Consider the following 16564-nt stretch of genomic DNA (forward strand, 5'->3'; position numbering starts at 1 on the left):
TCTCCACAAGCGGGGCGGGCCGCCATCTGGTGACAATGGCGGAGACCCTCGCGCAGTGTTCGTGCAGGCGCGTTTACGATGGAAGCCTTCACGTCACAGCACCCGCCTCGCCGACCTGATATGCCCTCAAAAGCTATGGGAAGGCCAGATGAATCCGGATGGGGAACTCTATGTCGTTCATCGGCCGTGACATGGCTGTCGACCTCGGGACCGCCAACACGCTGGTGTACGTCAGGGGTCGCGGAATCGTACTCAACGAGCCGTCCGTCGTCGCGATCAACACCAACACGGGTGGGATCCTCGCAGTCGGTGCCGAAGCGAAGAAGATGATCGGCCGGACGCCCGGCAACATCGTGGCGGTCCGCCCGCTGAAGGACGGCGTGATCGCCGACTTCGAGATCACCGAGCGCATGCTCCGCTACTTCATCCTGAAGATCCACAAGCGGCGGTATCTGGCTCGTCCGCGGGTCGTCGTCTGTGTGCCCTCGGGCATCACGGGCGTCGAGCGCCGCGCCGTGATCGAGGCGTCCTCCCAGGCGGGTGCGCGCCAGGTGCACATCATCGAGGAGCCCATGGCCGCGGCCATCGGCTCCGGGCTGCCGGTCCACGAGGCCACGGGCAACATGGTGGTGGACATCGGCGGCGGCACCACGGAGGTCGCGGTCATCTCGCTCGGCGGCATCGTCACCGCCCAGTCCATCCGCGTCGCGGGCGACGAACTGGACAACGCGATCATCCAGTACATCAAGAAGGAGTACAGCCTTCTGCTGGGTGAGCGCACGGCCGAACAGATCAAGATCACGATCGGTTCGGCGTACGACCTCGACACCGACGAGCACACCGAAGTCCGCGGCCGGGACCTGGTGTCCGGCCTGCCGAAGACCGTGGTCATCTCGGCCGCCGAGGTCCGCAAGGCGATCGAGGAACCGGTCAACGCGATCGTGGACGCCGTCAAGACGACCCTCGACAAGTGCCCGCCGGAGCTGTCCGGCGACATCATGGACCGAGGAATCGTTCTGACCGGCGGCGGAGCCCTGCTGCGCGGGCTCGACGAGCGGCTGCGCCGGGAGACCGGCATGCCGATCCACATCGCCGAGGACCCCCTGGACAGCGTCGCGCTCGGCTCCGGCAAGTGCGTCGAGGAGTTCGAGGCGCTCCAGCAGGTCCTGGACGCCCAGCCGCGCCGATGACGCGACTCTTCGTTTCCGCCGTACGAGACGTTCTCCTCTCGTGCGGCGGATCGTTGATATAGAGGCATAAGCTCCCGCAATCGGGCCCCTTGTGACTGCGTATTCCGCAGGCGCGTCGCCGGGGCCCCTCGAATTCCTATTGAGGAAGGGCACGGCCGCCGCACGTGAGGGACACGAAAGAGAGCCGGTTGCTCCTGGTCCTGCTGGTCGCCATCGCGTTCGCGCTGATCACGGTGGATATCCGCGGGGGCCGGAACTCCCCGGTCGACGGCGCCCGGCAGGCCGCGGCCGCGGTGTTCGGCCCGGTCGAGAACGGGCTGTCCTCGGCGGTCGATCCGGTCGGCAACGCCGTCTCCGCGATAAGGGACTCCGGCAACCGGCACGACCGGCTCGCCAGGCTGGAGAAGGAGAACGCGGCTCTCAAGGCGAAGCTCGGCAGCGACGACCGCAACCGCAGCCGGCTGAACCAGCTCGACAAGATGCTGAAGCTCGCCGGCGAGGGCCAGTACGGCATCAAGGGCGCCCAGGTCATCGCCATAGGAGCGGCGCAGGGCTTCTCCTGGACCATCACCATCGACGCGGGCGCCAACGACGGCATCAAGCGCGACATGACCGTCCTCAACGGCGACGGACTGGTCGGCCGCGTCACCACCGTCGGCCCCGACACCTCCACGGTGCTGCTCGCCAACGACCCCGACTTCACGGTCGGCACCCGCATGGAGGGCAGCGACGAACTCGGCTTCGCCTCCGGGCAGGGCGACCGCCCGCTGCGCGTGGAACTGCTCAACGCCAAGGCGGAGGTGAAGAAGGGCGACCGCCTCGTCACCTTCGGCTCCGAGGCCGACAAGCCGTTCGTGCCGGGAGTGCCGGTCGGCGTGGTCTCCCGCGTCGAGCCCTCCAACGGCGGCCTGACCCGCACGGTGTACGTCACCCCGTACGTCGGCTTCAGCAAGCTCGACATCGTCGGCGTGGTCGTCCAGGCCCCCAAGAAGGACCCGCGCGACGAAGTCCTGCCGGCCAAGCCCAAACCGGTCCCGACACCGACGGTGACCGTCACGGTGACCCCCTCGGCGAACGCGAACGACACGACCGGCCAGCAGCAGTAGGAGCTGACTCATCCATGCGCCTCAACCGGATCCTGCTCTCCAGCGCGCTGGTCGTCGTGGCCCTGGTGATCCAGGTGAGCGTCCTCGCTCGCCTGCATCTGCCGGGCGCCGTCCCCGACCTGCTGCTGCTCACCGTCCTCGGCCTCGCGATGGTGTACGGCCATGTCGGCGGCGCCCTCGTCGGCTTCGGCGCCGGCCTGCTCGCCGACCTCGCGCCGCCCGCCGACCACGCGGCCGGCCGCTACGCCCTCGTGCTGTGCGTCATCGGCTACTTCGCCGGGCTCATCAAACCGGACAACGGCCGCCTGAAGTCGGCGAGCGGCCCGATGGCCGTCGTGGTCGCCGCCGCGATCGGCTCCACGCTGCTGTACGCGGGCGTCGGCGCGCTGGTCGGGGACACCGCCGCCCGCCATGTCGGCCTGCCCGGGCTGCTGTTCTCGGCGGCCCTGTACGACCTGCTGCTCGCCCCGTTCGTGGTCCCCGGCATCATGTGGCTGGCCCGCCGCGCGGACAACGACCCGCTGACCGAGACCGGGCCCGCCGCCAAGGCCGGCGACATCTCCACCGGCTGGCTCTCCTCCGGCACCGGCCTGCGCATCGGCGGCCAGCGCGGCGGCCTCGGCTCGCTCAGGGCCAAGGCCCGCACCCGCTCCGCGCGGGTCGGCCGCATCAAGGGGGTCAAGCGGCTGTGAAACACGGTCAGGCAGTCCCGCGTTCCGGCGAGTTCACCCGAACGGGTCGGCTTTCCCGGAACGGGCGTTCACAGGCTGGTCGTTCATCATGCGTACGCGCACACGCCCGTCGCACACCGGCGCCGCGCGCGCGGACGCGCACACACTGAGAGGGGGAGACAACCGCCGTGACCAACATCCCCGAGACCGGCCGGACCCCACGGGTCCAGATCCGGCTCGTCGTGATCCAGATCCTCGTCCTCTCCCTCCTCGGCACGCTCGGCGGCCGGCTGTGGTACCTGCAGATCCGCGAGGGCGCCCAGTACCAGAAGGAGGCGTCCGGCAACCACGTCCAGCAGGTCGTCGACCCGGCCGTGCGCGGCGACATCCTCGACGCCCGCGGCGTACCCCTCGCGGACAACGAGACCCGCCTGGTCGTCTCCGCCTCCCGCACCGACCTGCTCAAGCAGAAGGACGACGGCAAGGCCGTCCTCACCAAGCTGGCCGGCGTCCTCGGCATGAAGCCCGCGGACGTCATCCAGAAGGTCCGGCTGTGCGACGCCAAGACCCCCAAGCCGTGCTGGAACGGCTCGCCGTACCAGCCGATCCCGATCACCGACGAGGCGACGCCCAAGCAGGCCCTGCAGATCCGTGAGCGCGCCGAGGACTTCCCCGGCATCACCGCCGAGCCCGAGGCCGTGCGCCGCTACCCGGGCCCCGGCGGCTCCAACACCGCCCAGGTGCTCGGCTATCTCTCGCCCGTCACCGACGCCGAGATCGAGAAGGCCAAGAACACCGACTCGCCCTACCTGCGCTCCGACATGGTCGGCCGCTCCGGCCTGGAGCGGGAGTACGACAAGGAGCTGCGCGGCAAGGCCGGCGTCACCCGCTACGAGGTGGACAACCTCGGCCGGGTCATCGGCAAGGCCAGGTCCGACGCCGCCGAGCCCGGCGCGAACCTGGTCACCAGCATCGACTCCCGGGTCCAGCGCGTCGCCGAGTACGAACTGGACAAGGCGATGAAGGCCGCCCGCCAGCAGTTCGACAAGATCACCGGCGAGAACTACAAGGCCGACTCCGGCGCCGTCGTGGTCATGGAGGCCAAGACCGGCCGCGTCGTCGCCATGGCCTCCGCCCCCACCTACGACCCGAACGTGTGGGTGGGCGGCATCTCCGCCAAGGACTACAAGGCCCTCACCGGCAAGGACTCCGACTACCCGCTGCTCAACCGGGCCATCCAGGGCCAGGCGGCCCCCGGTTCGACGTTCAAGGTGGTCTCCACCGCCGCCGCGGTCAACGCCGGCTACCCCTGGGACGGCGGCTACCCCTGCACCAGCTCCTACTCGGTCGGCGGCCAGGTCTTCAAGAACTTCGAGGGCGAGAACTTCGGCGACATCTCCCTGGGCCGCGCCCTGGAGGTCTCCTGCGACACCGTCTTCTACGGCCTCGCCGACAAGGAGTGGAAGAAGGACGGCGGCATCAACCCGAAGAAGGGCCAGCCCAAGGACTGGTTCTTCAGGACCGCCCACCAGTTCGGCCTCGGCAAGGAGACCGGCATCGACCTGCCCAACGAGGTCACCGGCCGGGTCCCCGACCGCCAGTGGAAGCTCGACTACTGGAAGGCCAACAAGGACGCCTGGTGCAAGACCGGCAAGAAGGACGGCTCCTACGTCCAGAAGATCGCCTACGAGAACTGCCTCGAAGGCAACAAGATGCGCGAGGGTGACGAGATCAACTACTCCATCGGCCAGGGCGACACCCTCGTCACGCCGATACAGGAGGCGATGATCTACAGCGCCGTCGCCAACGGCGGCACCGAGTACGCCCCGACCATCGGCAAGGCGATCATCAGCCCCGACGGCAAGACCGTCCAGCAGATCAAGCCGAAGGTGGCGCGCAAACTGCCCGTCAGCCAGGCCACCCTCAAGGGCATGAACGACGCCTTCGCGGGCGTCATCACCCGCGGTACGGCGGCGTGGAAGTTCAACGGCTGGCCGCAGGACAAGATCCCGCTGCACGGCAAGACGGGTACGGCGGAGGTCTACGGCAAGCAGACCACGTCCTGGCTGGCCACCTACTCCAAGGACTACACGGTGATCATGACGATCGCCCAGGCCGGTACGGGTTCCGGCGCCTCCGGTGAGGCCGTGCGCAACATCTACAGCGCGCTCTACGGCGTCCAGGGCGACGGCTCCATCGACAAGAAGAAGGCGCTCCTGCCCGAGCCGCAGAAGGGCCTGCCCAAGGTCCGCCCGGACGGCACGATCGCCTCCCCGAAGATCACCGGCGACCCGGCGAAGGACGCCGAGGCCTCCCAGCAGGACAACCCCAGCAACGGCACCGACCAGCAGCAGCCCGCCACCACCCCCTCGCCCACCGCCGGAAACCGCAACACCCGCAGGGCGGGCGCCCGCCGCAGGAGGGGAAGCCGGAGGATGCCCTCATGACCGGCACGAACAGCTTCTCCGTCTCCGGGTACGGCCCGGAGCGGGCCGGCTGGACCAGGATCTTCGCCCGCGACTCGCTGGCCCGCCGGCTCGACTGGCCGATCCTGCTGGCCGCGATCGCCCTGTCCCTGATCGGGTCCCTGCTGGTGTTCTCGGCGACCCGCAACCGCACCGAGATCAACCAGGGCGACCCGTACTTCTTCCTGGAACGGAACCTGATGAACATCGGCATCGGGTTCGCGCTCATGATCGGCACGCTCTGGCTGGGCCACCGCGGCCTGCGCAACGCCGTGCCGGTCCTCTACGGCCTGTCCGTCCTGCTGGCCCTGACGGTCCTCACCCCGCTCGGCGCCACCATCAACGGCCAGCGCAACTGGCTCGTCATCGGCGGCTTCTCGCTGCAGCCCGCCGAGTTCCTCAAGGTGACCATCATCCTGGGCATGGCGATGATGCTCGCGGCCCGGGTGGACGCGGGCGACAAGCCCTACCCGGACCACCGGACCGTGGCCCAGTCCCTCGGCCTCGCGGCCGTACCGTGCCTGATCCTGCTGCTCATGCCGGACCTCGGCTCGGTGCTCGCCATGGTGGCCATCATCCTGGGCGTGCTGCTCGCCTCCGGCGCCTCCAACCGCTGGGTCTTCGGCCTGCTCATCGCCGGAGTGATCGGCTGCGTCGCCATCTGGCAGCTGCACATCCTGGACCAGTACCAGATCAACCGCTTCGCCGCCTTCGCCAACCCGGACCTCGACCCGGCCGGCGTCGGCTACAACACCAACCAGGCCCGCATCGCCATCGGCTCCGGCGGTCTGACCGGGGCCGGGCTCTTCCACGGCTCGCAGACAACCGGCCAGTTCGTGCCCGAGCAGCAGACCGACTTCGTCTTCACGGTCGCGGGGGAGGAGCTGGGCTTCGTCGGCGCCGGCTTCATCATCTTCCTGCTCGGCGTGGTGCTGTGGCGGGCCTGCCGCATCGCCCGCGACTCCACCGAGCTGTACGGGACGATCGTGGCCGCCGGCATCGTCGCCTGGTTCGCCTTCCAGGCCTTCGAGAACATCGGCATGACCCTCGGCATCATGCCGGTCACCGGCCTGCCGCTGCCCTTCGTGTCCTACGGAGGCTCGTCGATGTTCGCCGCGTGGGTGGCCGTGGGACTCCTGCAGTCGATCAAGGTGCAAAGACCCATGTCGGCCTAGACGAGTAAGTCCGAAGGGGCCGAGTGCATGAAGCGAGGGTCTCGTTGGTCCGTTTGTGACGACAGACCTCGAAACCCTCGCGACTGCACTGTACGTGAAGATCGATGACTCTCTGGCAGGATCGCGTCGATGGGGCCGCCCGCCGAGCCTGAGCGATGCCGAGTTGTTGACGCTGGCGGTGATGCAGGCCCTGCTCGGGTTCGTCTCCGAAGCCCGCTGGCTGCGGTTCGCCCGCGTCCATCTGGCGGCCGAGTTCCCCTACCTGCCCGGGCAGTCCGGGTACAACAAACGCCTGCGGGCCGCGAACACGCTGATCAGCAGGTTCATCCGCACCCTGGCCCGGGACAGCGACCTTTGGCACGACGACGTGTGGATCGTGGACTCCACCCCCGTGGAGTGCGCCCGCTCACGGCCCACCGCGAAGCGCTCCGACCTGGCCGGCTGGGCCGGCTACGGCTACTGCCCCTCGCACTCCCGGTTCTTCTGGGGCCTGCGTCTTCACCTTGTGTGCACCCCCGGCGGCCTCCCGATCGCCTGGGCCCTGGCCAACCCCAAAGTTGACGAACGCGAGGTGCTGGCCGACATGCTCACCGGCGACCAGGACCTACTGGCCACCCACCCCGGACAGACCATCGTCGGCGACAAGGGCTACGTATCCAGGCACCTCGACGCCTTCATGGCCGAGCACGGCCTGACCCTGCTGCGGCCGACCTACCGCAACATCACCCCCCGGCCCGGCGAACACCTTCTCAAGCCCATCCGTCAGCTCATCGAGTCGGTGAACGACACCCTCAAGGGCCAGCTCGACCTCGAGCGTCACGGCGCGAGAACCCCCGCCGGCGTTCTCGCCCGTGTCGGACAACGGATCCTCGCCATGACGACCGCGATCTGGCACAACCGCAACACAGGCCGAGCCATCACACGCTCACTGATCGCCTACGACCACTGACCAACCCTTCGGACTTACTCGTCTAGGCCCCCGGCGGCTCGGGCCAGGGGCGTTCACCGGGCGGACGACGGAAATTTCCCGGCCATCCACCCGGAAGGGCCCCTGCCGTGCCGCCCTGCGGGCCACTAGATTCGGTCCATGGCGGATAAGGCGGATGAGAAACGCGAGATCGAGCGCAAGTACGAGTCCGACGACAGCGGCCTGCCCGACCTGACCGGCGTCGCCGGGGTGGCGGCCGTCCTCGACAAGGGCCTGGTCGAACTCGACGCCACCTACTACGACACCTCTGACCAGCGCCTGACCAGCGCCGCCCTCACCCTGCGCCGCCGCACCGGCGGCACGGACGCCGGCTGGCATCTGAAGGTCCCGGTCGAGCCGGGCGTACGGGACGAGATCCGGGCCCCGCTCTCCGACACCGTCCCCGAGGAGATCGCCGCCCTCGTCCGCTCCCGGGTCCGCGACGCCGAGCTGGTCCCGCTGGTCCGGCTGCGCTCCGCCCGCGATGTCCGCCACCTGGTCGACGCCGAGGGCACCCTGCTCGCCGAGGCGAGCGTCGACACCGTGACCGCCGAGCGGCTGGACGGCAGGGGCGGCGCCGCCCAGTGGACCGAGATCGAGGTGGAACTCGCCGACGACGGCGACCCCGCCTTCCTCGACCAGGTGGAGAAACGGCTGCGCAGAGCCGGCGTACGTCCCTCGGCCTCGCCGTCGAAACTCGCCCGCGCCCTGGAACAGACCGGAGGACACCGCCGCGGGAACGACGCCCCCGCACCGCCGGTGACGACCGGCGACCACGTCCTCGCCTATCTGCGCGCCCAGCGGGACGCCCTGGTCGAGCTGGACCCCGCCGTCCGCCGGGACGTGCCCGACTCCGTGCACCGGATGCGGGTCGCCACCCGCCGCGCCCGCAGCACCCTGCGCACCTTCCGTTCCCTCCTCGACCGCACGGTCACCGACCCCGTCGCCGCCGAGCTGAAGTGGCTCGCGGCCGAGCTGGGCGTGGACCGCGACCACGAGGTGCAGGCCGAACGCCTGACGGCCGCCGTCGACTCTTTCCCGCCCGAGCTGGTCGCTGGCCCCGTCCGCGAACGCCTCGCGGCCTGGGCCGAGGCCCGGCACGGCGGCGCACACGCCCACCTCACCGGCGTCCTGGACTCCCGCCGCTACCTCACCCTCCTCGACACCCTGGACGCCCTCCTCGCCGCCCCGCCCCTGCGGAAGGCCGCCGGGAAACGACCGGAGAAGGCGCTCGCCAAGGCCGTACACAAGGACCTGGCCACGCTCTCCGCCCTGGTCGAGCGCGCGCTCGCCGCTCCGCCCGGCCAGGAGCGGGACGTCGCCGTGCACGAGGCCCGCAAGAAGGCCAAGCGCACCCGGTACGCGGCCGAGGCCGCCACACCGGCCCTCGGCAAACCGGCCCGCTCCCTCGCCAGGTCCATGAAGTCCCTCACCACCCTGCTCGGCGACCACCAGGACAGCGTCATGACCCGCCTGACCCTGCGCGAGCTGTCCGCGGTGGCCCACGCGGCGGGGGAGAGCACGTTCACCTACGGCCTGCTGTACGGCCGCGAGGAGGCACGCGCGGCGCAGGCCGAGGCGGACCTGCCCGCGGTGTGGAAGGAGGCCGGTTCCGGGACGGGCCTCTGAGCGTTCGGGGGAGTCCTCCGGGCGGGTTACGCTTGATGGTCACCCCTGTCAGCTCATGAAGGTTCGCGAGATGCCTGTCGAGTCGGTTTTCCCGCAGCTCGAAGCTCTGCTCCCCCACGTGCAGAAGCCGATCCAGTACGTCGGCGGAGAGCTCAACTCCACCGTCAAGGACTGGGACGAGTGCGACGTCCGCTGGGCGCTCATGTACCCGGACGCGTACGAGGTCGGCCTGCCCAACCAGGGCGTCCAGATCCTCTACGAGGTCCTCAACGAGCAGGAGGGGGTCCTCGCCGAGCGCACCTACAGCGTGTGGCCGGACCTGGAGGCGCTGATGCGCGAGCACGGCGTCCCGCAGTTCACGGTCGACAGCCACCGCCCGGTGAAGGCCTTCGACGTCCTCGGCCTCAGCTTCTCCACGGAGCTGGGCTACACGAACATGCTCGCCGCCCTGGACCTCGCCGGGATCCCCCTGGAGTCCAAGGACCGCACGGAAGACGACCCGATCGTGCTGGCCGGCGGCCACGCCGCGTTCAACCCGGAGCCGATCGCCGACTTCATCGACGCGGCGGTCCTCGGCGACGGCGAGCAGGCCGTCCTCGACATGACCGCGATCATCCGCGCGTGGAAGGCCGAGGGCCGCCCCGGCGGCCGCGAGGAGCTGCTGTTCCGCCTGGCGAAGACCGGCGGGGTGTACGTCCCGGCGTTCTACGACGTCGAGTACCTCCCCGACGGCCGAATCGCCCGCGTCGTTCCCAACCGCTCCGGCGTCCCGTGGCGCGTGTCCAAGCACACGGTCATGGACCTGGACGAGTGGCCGTACCCCAAGCAGCCGCTGGTCCCCCTGGCCGAGACGGTCCACGAGCGCATGTCGGTGGAGATCTTCCGCGGCTGCACCCGCGGCTGCCGCTTCTGCCAGGCCGGCATGATCACCCGCCCGGTCCGCGAGCGCTCCATCACCGGGATCGGCGAGATGGTGGACCGCGGGCTCAAGGCGACGGGCTTCGAGGAGGTGGGCCTGCTCTCCCTCTCCTCCGCGGACCACTCGGAGATCGGCGACATCGCCAAGGGCCTGGCGGACCGCTACGAGGACGACAAGGTCGGCCTGTCCCTGCCCTCCACCCGGGTCGACGCCTTCAACATCGACCTGGCGAACGAGCTGACCCGCAACGGCCGCCGTTCGGGCCTGACCTTCGCCCCCGAGGGCGGCTCGGAGCGCATCCGCAAGGTCATCAACAAGATGGTCTCGGAGGAGGACCTGATCCGCACGGTCGCCACGGCGTACGGCAACGGCTGGCGCCAGGTGAAGCTGTACTTCATGTGCGGCCTGCCGACCGAGACCGACGAGGACGTCCTGCAGATCGCCGACATGGCGACGCACGTCATCCAGAAGGGCCGCGAGGTCTCCGGCTCGAACGACATCCGCTGCACGGTCTCCATCGGCGGTTTCGTCCCCAAGCCCCACACCCCCTTCCAGTGGGCCCCGCAGCTCTCGGCGGAGGAGACGGACGCCCGCCTGGCCAAGCTCCGCGACAAGATCCGCGGCGACAAGAAGTACGGCCGCTCGATCGGCTTCCGCTACCACGACGGCAAGCCGGGCATCGTCGAGGGCCTCCTCTCCCGCGGCGACCGCCGCGTCGGCGCCGTCATCCGCGCGGTCTACGACGACGGCGGCCGCTTCGACGGCTGGCGCGAGCACTTCTCCTACGACCGCTGGATGTCCTGCGCCGACAAGGCGCTGGCCCCCTACGGCGTGGACGTCGACTGGTACACCACCCGCGAGCGCACCTACGAGGAGGTCCTCCCCTGGGACCACCTCGACTCCGGCCTGGACAAGGACTGGCTCTGGGAGGACTGGCAGGACGCCCTCGACGAAACGGAGGTCGAGGACTGCCGCTGGACCCCCTGCTTCGACTGCGGGGTCTGCCCCCAGATGGACACCCACATCCAGATCGGCCCCACCGGCAAGAAGCTCCTGCCGCTGACGGTCAAGAACGCAGGTCAGGCGCCGGCTTCGAGTGGTCACTCGCACTGAGGTGGGCGAGGCACTCGATCGGGTGATGGAGGCGCTGGCCGGGGTGAGTGAGGAGGAGGTAGCGGCTGTGCTGGCTGCTGTCGGTGTTTCTGGACGTCGGCCGGCGGCCCAGAAGCGGACCCTCTGTACGCCCCTGCCGGAGTCGGCAGGCTGCTCGCGCATTCGCTCAGAGGTGGAGTGGGTCTGAGCTCCCTACGGCTCCTTGCGCAGGTGCATGCCGTTCTGAGCCCTCTCCCTGATCAGGAGAGGGCTCGGTGGTTTTCGCAGCACCCGTGCCAAGCCAGCAGGTGCTTTATCTGCCGGACGCCCCTCGACCATCGCCCTGTCGGGTGGATCAGCAGGATGAAGCGGGATCGAGCGCCCGCGTTGGGGACCCATGGACTCGCGGGCCAGGTCTGCGGTCCGCCACGAGGGATTCGGCGGGCCGGTGCTTCGTGAGGGGTGAGGATGGGACCTTCAATGAGCAAGGTTGCCGTGAGCAGGTTGCCGATGGTCGGCACGATGTTCTGGGCGACCAAGATCGTCGCAACCACACTGGGCGAGTCGGCATCGGACTTCGTCACGATGGCGCCATTGAACCTCGGCTACGCCGTCGGCGCGATGATCTTCCTACTGGCCTTGGTGGTCACCCTGGCGATGCAGCTCAAGGCCGACCGCTTCCGCCCGGTGGTGTTCTGGTCGGTCATTCTGACCACCAGCATCGTGGGCACCTCGACGTCCGACTACATCAACCGCACGGCCGGGCTCGGCTACGCCGGTGGCTCGATTCTGCTGACCAGCCTGCTGGCAATCGTGCTGATCGGGTGGCGGATGACCGGACAAACCATGGATGTCGAGCGGATCGCCACCACGGAGGGCGAGGTCTTGTACTGGACCGCGGCAATTGGTGTCCAACACGCTGGGCACCTCCAGCGGTGACTTCCTTTCCGGCGGTCTGGGCCTCGGCTTCCGAGACAGCTCTCTGCTGCTGTGCGGGGCCATGCTCGTGATCCTTGCCACGCATTATCTGACGCCGATCTCGGGCACGGTGCTGTTTTGGGCGGCCTACGTGTTGACGCGCCCGCTCGGAGCGGTGGTGGAGAACGCGGTGGAAAAGCCCGTCACACAGGGCGGACTTGGAGCAGGAACCACGGTCACCTCATCCGCGCTGCTCGCTGTCTTGGCCATTCTGGTGGGCCGGCAGATGCTCACCGACCGCCGACAGACCCGCACGGTGGATACCCTCTCCCCTACCGACAGCCACGATCTCCAGCCCGTCGACCCATCAACGGCAACCTTGTCGGCTGACTACGCGGGCAAACCTAGCCGCCACAGGCCGAAGGGGAGTGGTCGGGCCGATCGCCGAGCTGAGTGGGGCTGAGGCTGGCACATGAGGGCGGCGCCGAGCCTGTCCGAGATCTCTCTGGTGCCTTCCGCGTAGCCCGCTCGCCGTGAACACGGCGTGCCCGGCCGCCGTAAATCGTAGAACCGGAGGCGTTCCGGTGCCATGACGATCCTTGGCCTCCTCCGCCTCCGGCGCGGGTGAGGTTGACAGGTAAAGCACGCCGGGCGCACTGACGCAAGATCCGTGGTGCGCACCCCCGTTCAGATCGACCTTGTCAGGGTCGAACGGAGATCCCCCCACAAGTACAGGAGCACCCTTTTGACGTCGACGAAGTCTGTGATGAAGAAGCTGCCCGAGGTCACGCTGGCGTTCTGGATCATGAAGATCGCCGCGACGACCCTGGGTGAGACGGCGGGCGACCTGTTCTCCCAGACGCTCAAAATCGGCTATTTCCTCACCACGATCGCCCTGTTCCTGATCTTCGTGGTGACGCTGGTGGTGCAGCTGCGATCCGCGCGCTACAACCCGTTCTTCTACTGGACCGTGATCCTGTCGACCAGCATGGCCGGCACCACGATGTCCGACTTCATGAACCGCGACGCCAGCGACAAGTACCTCTCGGGCGGCGCCACTTCACTGGGCTGGGGCCCGCAGGGCCTCGGCCTCGGCTACCCGGAGGGAGCCGCGATCCTCGTCTCCATCCTCCTGGCGATCTTCGTCGCCTGGAGGATCAGCGGGATGACGTTCCAGATCCGCGACATCGTCACCTTCAAGGGCGAGGCCCTGTTCTGGGCGGCGATCCTCGTCTCCAACACCCTCGGTACCTCGATGGGTGACTTCCTGTCCGACAGCTCCGGACTCGGCTACCTGGGTGGTGCGGCGCTGGTGTCCAGCGTGCTGGTCGTGCTGGTCGTCCTGATGAAGGCGCCCGCCGTCCCGAACGTCCTCCTGTTCTGGATCGCCTTCGTCCTCACCCGCCCCCTCGGCGCCACCGCCGGCGACTTCCTCACCAAGCCGGTCGCCAAGGGCGGACTGAACCTCGGCACCGCGGGCTCCTCGGCCGTGCTGCTCGCCGTCCTGCTCGGCCTGATGGCCTACGCGCACATCCAGGAGCGCAAGGCCGTCACACCGAGCCTTGAGACGGTCGGCCCGGAGGCCGCAGCGGCCCGCCAGGAAGCAAGTCCTCGGTAAGCACTGGTCGGGGCGCGAATCCTCGCCCAGGGGGCCGGAAGTTCACGGATACGAATTCCGCGATCTGGCGGAGAAACGGCCAGGGAGCGCCTCCTCACTACGGGTAGGTGACCCTGGCTCGTTGCGTGATGCCCCTTGGACGTCACGCTGCGGGATGACCATTACATGAGTCTGAGACCAGAGGTCCTGCGCCGATCGGTGGCTTCTGCGGTAAACCGCGCAGAACTGTCCACGGCGCTGAATCGGCCCAGTCTTCGGTGTGGTTCAGCCGCAGATGGACACCCACATCCAGATCGGCCCCACCGGCAAGAAGCTCCTGCCGCTGACGGTCAAGAACGCGGGTCCGGCGCCGGCTGCGAGCGGGCACGCGCACTGAGACGAGTGCGGTCGAGCCCCCTTCCCTGCCGGGAAGGGGGCTCCGTACTGCTGGGAGCCGGGCTGTCCAGTCTGGGTTGTCTTTTCACCGGGCTGTGGGTCGGCTGCGGATGCCTCCCTGCCCCAGGGTTTCAGCGTCGAAGCAGAAGCATCCGGGAGCCGGAGACTGCGACAAGCATCGCGGCGAGGGTGACCAGGCCGACGAGCACGGTGACCGTGGGCCAGACCCTGAGCGCGCCGGCGGTGAGGAGCGGCGGGATGGTCATGCCGGCGTAGGCGATGAGGAAGATGCCGGCGAGCGCCTCGCCTCGACGCTCGGCGTCCGCGACCGCGGCGACGGTGCCGAGGGCGGCTCGGAACAGGATGCCGATCCCTGCGCCCGCGACCCCGCCGCCGATGAGGAAGAGCGGAAGTGAGGCGACGAGGGCGGCGACGCCGATGGTCACGAGCCCGAGCGTGGCGAGTGCGATGGCGAGCCCGATCTGAGGGCGCGTCGCCAGCCGCACGGTGAGGATCTGCGCGAGGGCTGCGGCCATGAAGACGACGAAGGGCGCCAGACCGGCGAGCAGGTGCGAACGCAGCCCGAGGAGACCGACGAGGAAGGTCGAGGACAGTCCCATGAAGGTGCCGAACACTGCGAACGCCCCGAACGCCGCCGCTCCGGCCGCCCAGAACGCGCCCCTGCCCGCCGCCGGCACCGCGACGCGCTGCGGCCGGTAGGCGGGGCGCTCCTCACGGCGCTCGATCGTCTCGGGAACGAGGGCGACCAGGATCCCTTCGACGACCAGGACGATGGCGAAGGCCACGTAGGGGGTGATGAGGGGTCGCGTGGACCAGGTCGCGACGAGCCCGCCGATCAGCGGGCCGAGGCCGATGCCGCCGAGGTTCGCGAAGGCCGACACGAGGGCGACGCGACCTTTGGCGTGGTGGGCCGCTGCACCGAGCTCGGAGAGGTGCGCGGTCGCCGTGGCGGTGAGGATGCCGATGCCGAGTCCGCTGACGAAGCGGGCGGCGATGAGGCCGGCGACGTCGTTCCGGACGAGGAAGAGGATCGCGGCCACCAGGTTGACGAGCAGCGAGCCGAGGATCACGCGTCGGCGTCCCAGCCAGTCGGAGACATGGCCCGCGAGATACAGGCTCAGCATGACCCCGACCGCGTATGCGCCGAAGATGACGGTGAGGACGATCGTCGGGAAGCCGTCGCGCTGCTGGTAGATCGCGTAGAGGGGCGTCGGGACGGCGCAGAACGCGAGCTCGGTGCCGAAGGCGAGCGCGATGATCCAGAACCCCGCCCCGTGCGGAAGTCGTTCGGTGGCCGGAGTCCGGGCCGGAGCAGCAGTTGTCGTCATTCCTCCATGCTCGACACCTCATGTCATCGCGTCCAACGCATACACTTGGTCACAGTTATCGACGCGACCGATGGTGCCGGGAGGCGGAGAGATGGAGACCCGACTGGTCGAGTACGCGATCGCGGTCGCCGACGAGCTGAGCTTCACCCGTGCCGCGCAACGCGTCTACGCAGCACAGTCGACCGTCTCCGCCGGCGTTCGGGCGCTGGAACGGGAACTCGGCACCGTGCTCTTCGAACGAGACCAGCGAGGGGTGCGGATCACCGCCGCCGGAGAGGCGGTGCTGCCCGCGCTTCGCGCGCTCGCCGACGCCGAGGCGCGCGCCCGCACCGCAGCCGACCCGCGAGGCGAACTGCGGGGCGAGCTGCGCATCGGGGTGTTCTCCAGCGTGAGCTACCTCGCGATCCCACGCGTCATCGGCGCCTTTCACCGCGAACACCCGCTCGTCGACCTCCGGCTGCGCGCGTCTTCGTCCGGCTCGGCGGAGCTCGCCGACGCCGTGCGGCGGGGGCGGCTCGATCTCAGCTTGTACGGGCTCCCGGCGGCCACCGCGGGCCCAGGCCTCACAGTGCACCGGCTCGCCACGACGCCCTACGCGGTCGTCCTCCCGGCCGGCCATGAACTCGCGTCACGCGCGGGACTGACGCTGACGGACCTCGCGAATGAGCGCTTCGTGGACGCGCCTGTCGGTTTCGGCAACCGGGACGTCCTCGACGCCGCGCTCGGCGCACGCGGGGTGGTGCGCGACGTCGCGGTGGAGGCGACCGAGACCAGCTCGATCCCGGTCTTCGTCGCCAACGGCCTCGGCATCGCGCTGCTTCCCGAACTGCTGGTCCCGCCAAGCGAGGACATCGCGGTCGTCCCTCTGAACGAGGACATCACCTGGGAGTTCAACGTCGTGACACGGACCTCGACCGGCGAAGCCACCGCGGCTCTGCTCGAGCAGTTGCTCGCGGCGTACTGACCCTTGCTCCCGGTGCGTTCAGGTCATCCGCCGGCGCCTCGGTCCCCCTCGGTCGAGTGCCCCGCTCGCCTCAGTGCGCGTGGCCGCTCGGTGTGAGCGGAGCGGTCGTCGTCCCCCCGCCGCGGA

General features: G+C 69.2%; 13 protein-coding genes. 12 read left to right on the top strand and 1 reads right to left on the bottom strand.

Translation table 11 applies throughout. The annotated features are described in order from the left end of the window. Positions 1-170 precede the first annotated feature (170 nt). The 11 genes from OG956_RS23590 to OG956_RS23640 all read left to right on the top strand — a co-directional run bounded on the left by OG956_RS23590 (position 171) and on the right by OG956_RS23640 (position 13750). Positions 171-1190, top strand: a complete 1020-nt coding sequence (locus tag OG956_RS23590) for a rod shape-determining protein (RefSeq protein ID WP_014672705.1) — start codon at positions 171-173, stop codon at positions 1188-1190. Between the two features lie 164 nt (positions 1191-1354). Next, positions 1355-2296 carry a rod shape-determining protein MreC gene (mreC, locus tag OG956_RS23595; protein ID WP_330339978.1) on the top strand — a complete coding sequence of 314 codons (942 nt, stop codon included), beginning with the start codon at positions 1355-1357 and terminating at the stop codon, positions 2294-2296. A gap of 14 nt (positions 2297-2310) precedes the next feature. Beyond that, positions 2311-2988, top strand: a complete 678-nt coding sequence (gene mreD / locus OG956_RS23600) for a rod shape-determining protein MreD (RefSeq protein WP_330339979.1) — start codon at positions 2311-2313, stop codon at positions 2986-2988. A 167-nt stretch (positions 2989-3155) separates the two neighbouring features. Then, positions 3156-5414: a penicillin-binding protein 2 gene (gene mrdA / locus OG956_RS23605; protein ID WP_330339980.1), complete on the top strand. Its 2259-nt coding sequence runs from the start codon at positions 3156-3158 to the stop codon at positions 5412-5414. After that, positions 5411-6607, top strand: a complete 1197-nt coding sequence (gene rodA / locus OG956_RS23610; protein ID WP_330339981.1) for a rod shape-determining protein RodA — start codon at positions 5411-5413, stop codon at positions 6605-6607. The genes mrdA and rodA overlap by 4 nt, the downstream gene beginning before the upstream one ends. A 55-nt stretch (positions 6608-6662) precedes the next feature. Next, positions 6663-7556, top strand: coding sequence for an IS982 family transposase (locus tag OG956_RS23615; RefSeq protein WP_330335877.1), 894 nt, complete (start codon positions 6663-6665; stop codon positions 7554-7556). A 138-nt stretch (positions 7557-7694) separates the two neighbouring features. After that, positions 7695-9203, top strand: a complete 1509-nt coding sequence (locus OG956_RS23620; protein WP_330339982.1) for a CYTH and CHAD domain-containing protein — start codon at positions 7695-7697, stop codon at positions 9201-9203. A gap of 70 nt (positions 9204-9273) precedes the next feature. Next, positions 9274-11235, top strand: coding sequence for a TIGR03960 family B12-binding radical SAM protein (locus OG956_RS23625; RefSeq protein ID WP_330339983.1), 1962 nt, complete (start codon positions 9274-9276; stop codon positions 11233-11235). A gap of 459 nt (positions 11236-11694) precedes the next feature. Next, entirely contained in the window at positions 11695-12153 is a 459-nt protein-coding gene (locus OG956_RS23630; protein WP_330339984.1) for a hypothetical protein, read from the top strand. Further along, a complete protein-coding gene (locus tag OG956_RS23635) occupies positions 12122-12595 on the top strand; it encodes a hypothetical protein (RefSeq protein WP_330339985.1) in 474 nt (157 codons plus the stop codon). The genes OG956_RS23630 and OG956_RS23635 overlap by 32 nt, the downstream gene beginning before the upstream one ends. Before the next feature lie 303 nt (positions 12596-12898). Then, positions 12899-13750 (top strand): COG4705 family protein, encoded by an 852-nt coding sequence (locus OG956_RS23640; protein WP_330339986.1) that lies wholly within the window; start codon positions 12899-12901, stop codon positions 13748-13750. A 506-nt stretch (positions 13751-14256) separates the two neighbouring features. Here the strand turns inward: OG956_RS23640 and OG956_RS23645 are convergent. Further along, positions 14257-15474, bottom strand: coding sequence for an MFS transporter (locus tag OG956_RS23645; RefSeq protein ID WP_330339987.1), 1218 nt, complete (start codon positions 15472-15474; stop codon positions 14257-14259). Positions 15475-15565: 91 nt separating this feature from the next. Here OG956_RS23645 and OG956_RS23650 point away from each other — a divergent pair, with 91 nt between their 5' ends. Beyond that, a complete protein-coding gene (locus OG956_RS23650) occupies positions 15566-16438 on the top strand; it encodes a LysR family transcriptional regulator (RefSeq protein WP_330339988.1) in 873 nt (290 codons plus the stop codon). Positions 16439-16564 lie beyond the last annotated feature (126 nt).

The sequence above is a fragment of the Streptomyces sp. NBC_00557 genome (genome assembly GCF_036345995.1).
Taxonomy (GTDB): Bacteria; Actinomycetota; Actinomycetes; order Streptomycetales; family Streptomycetaceae; genus Streptomyces.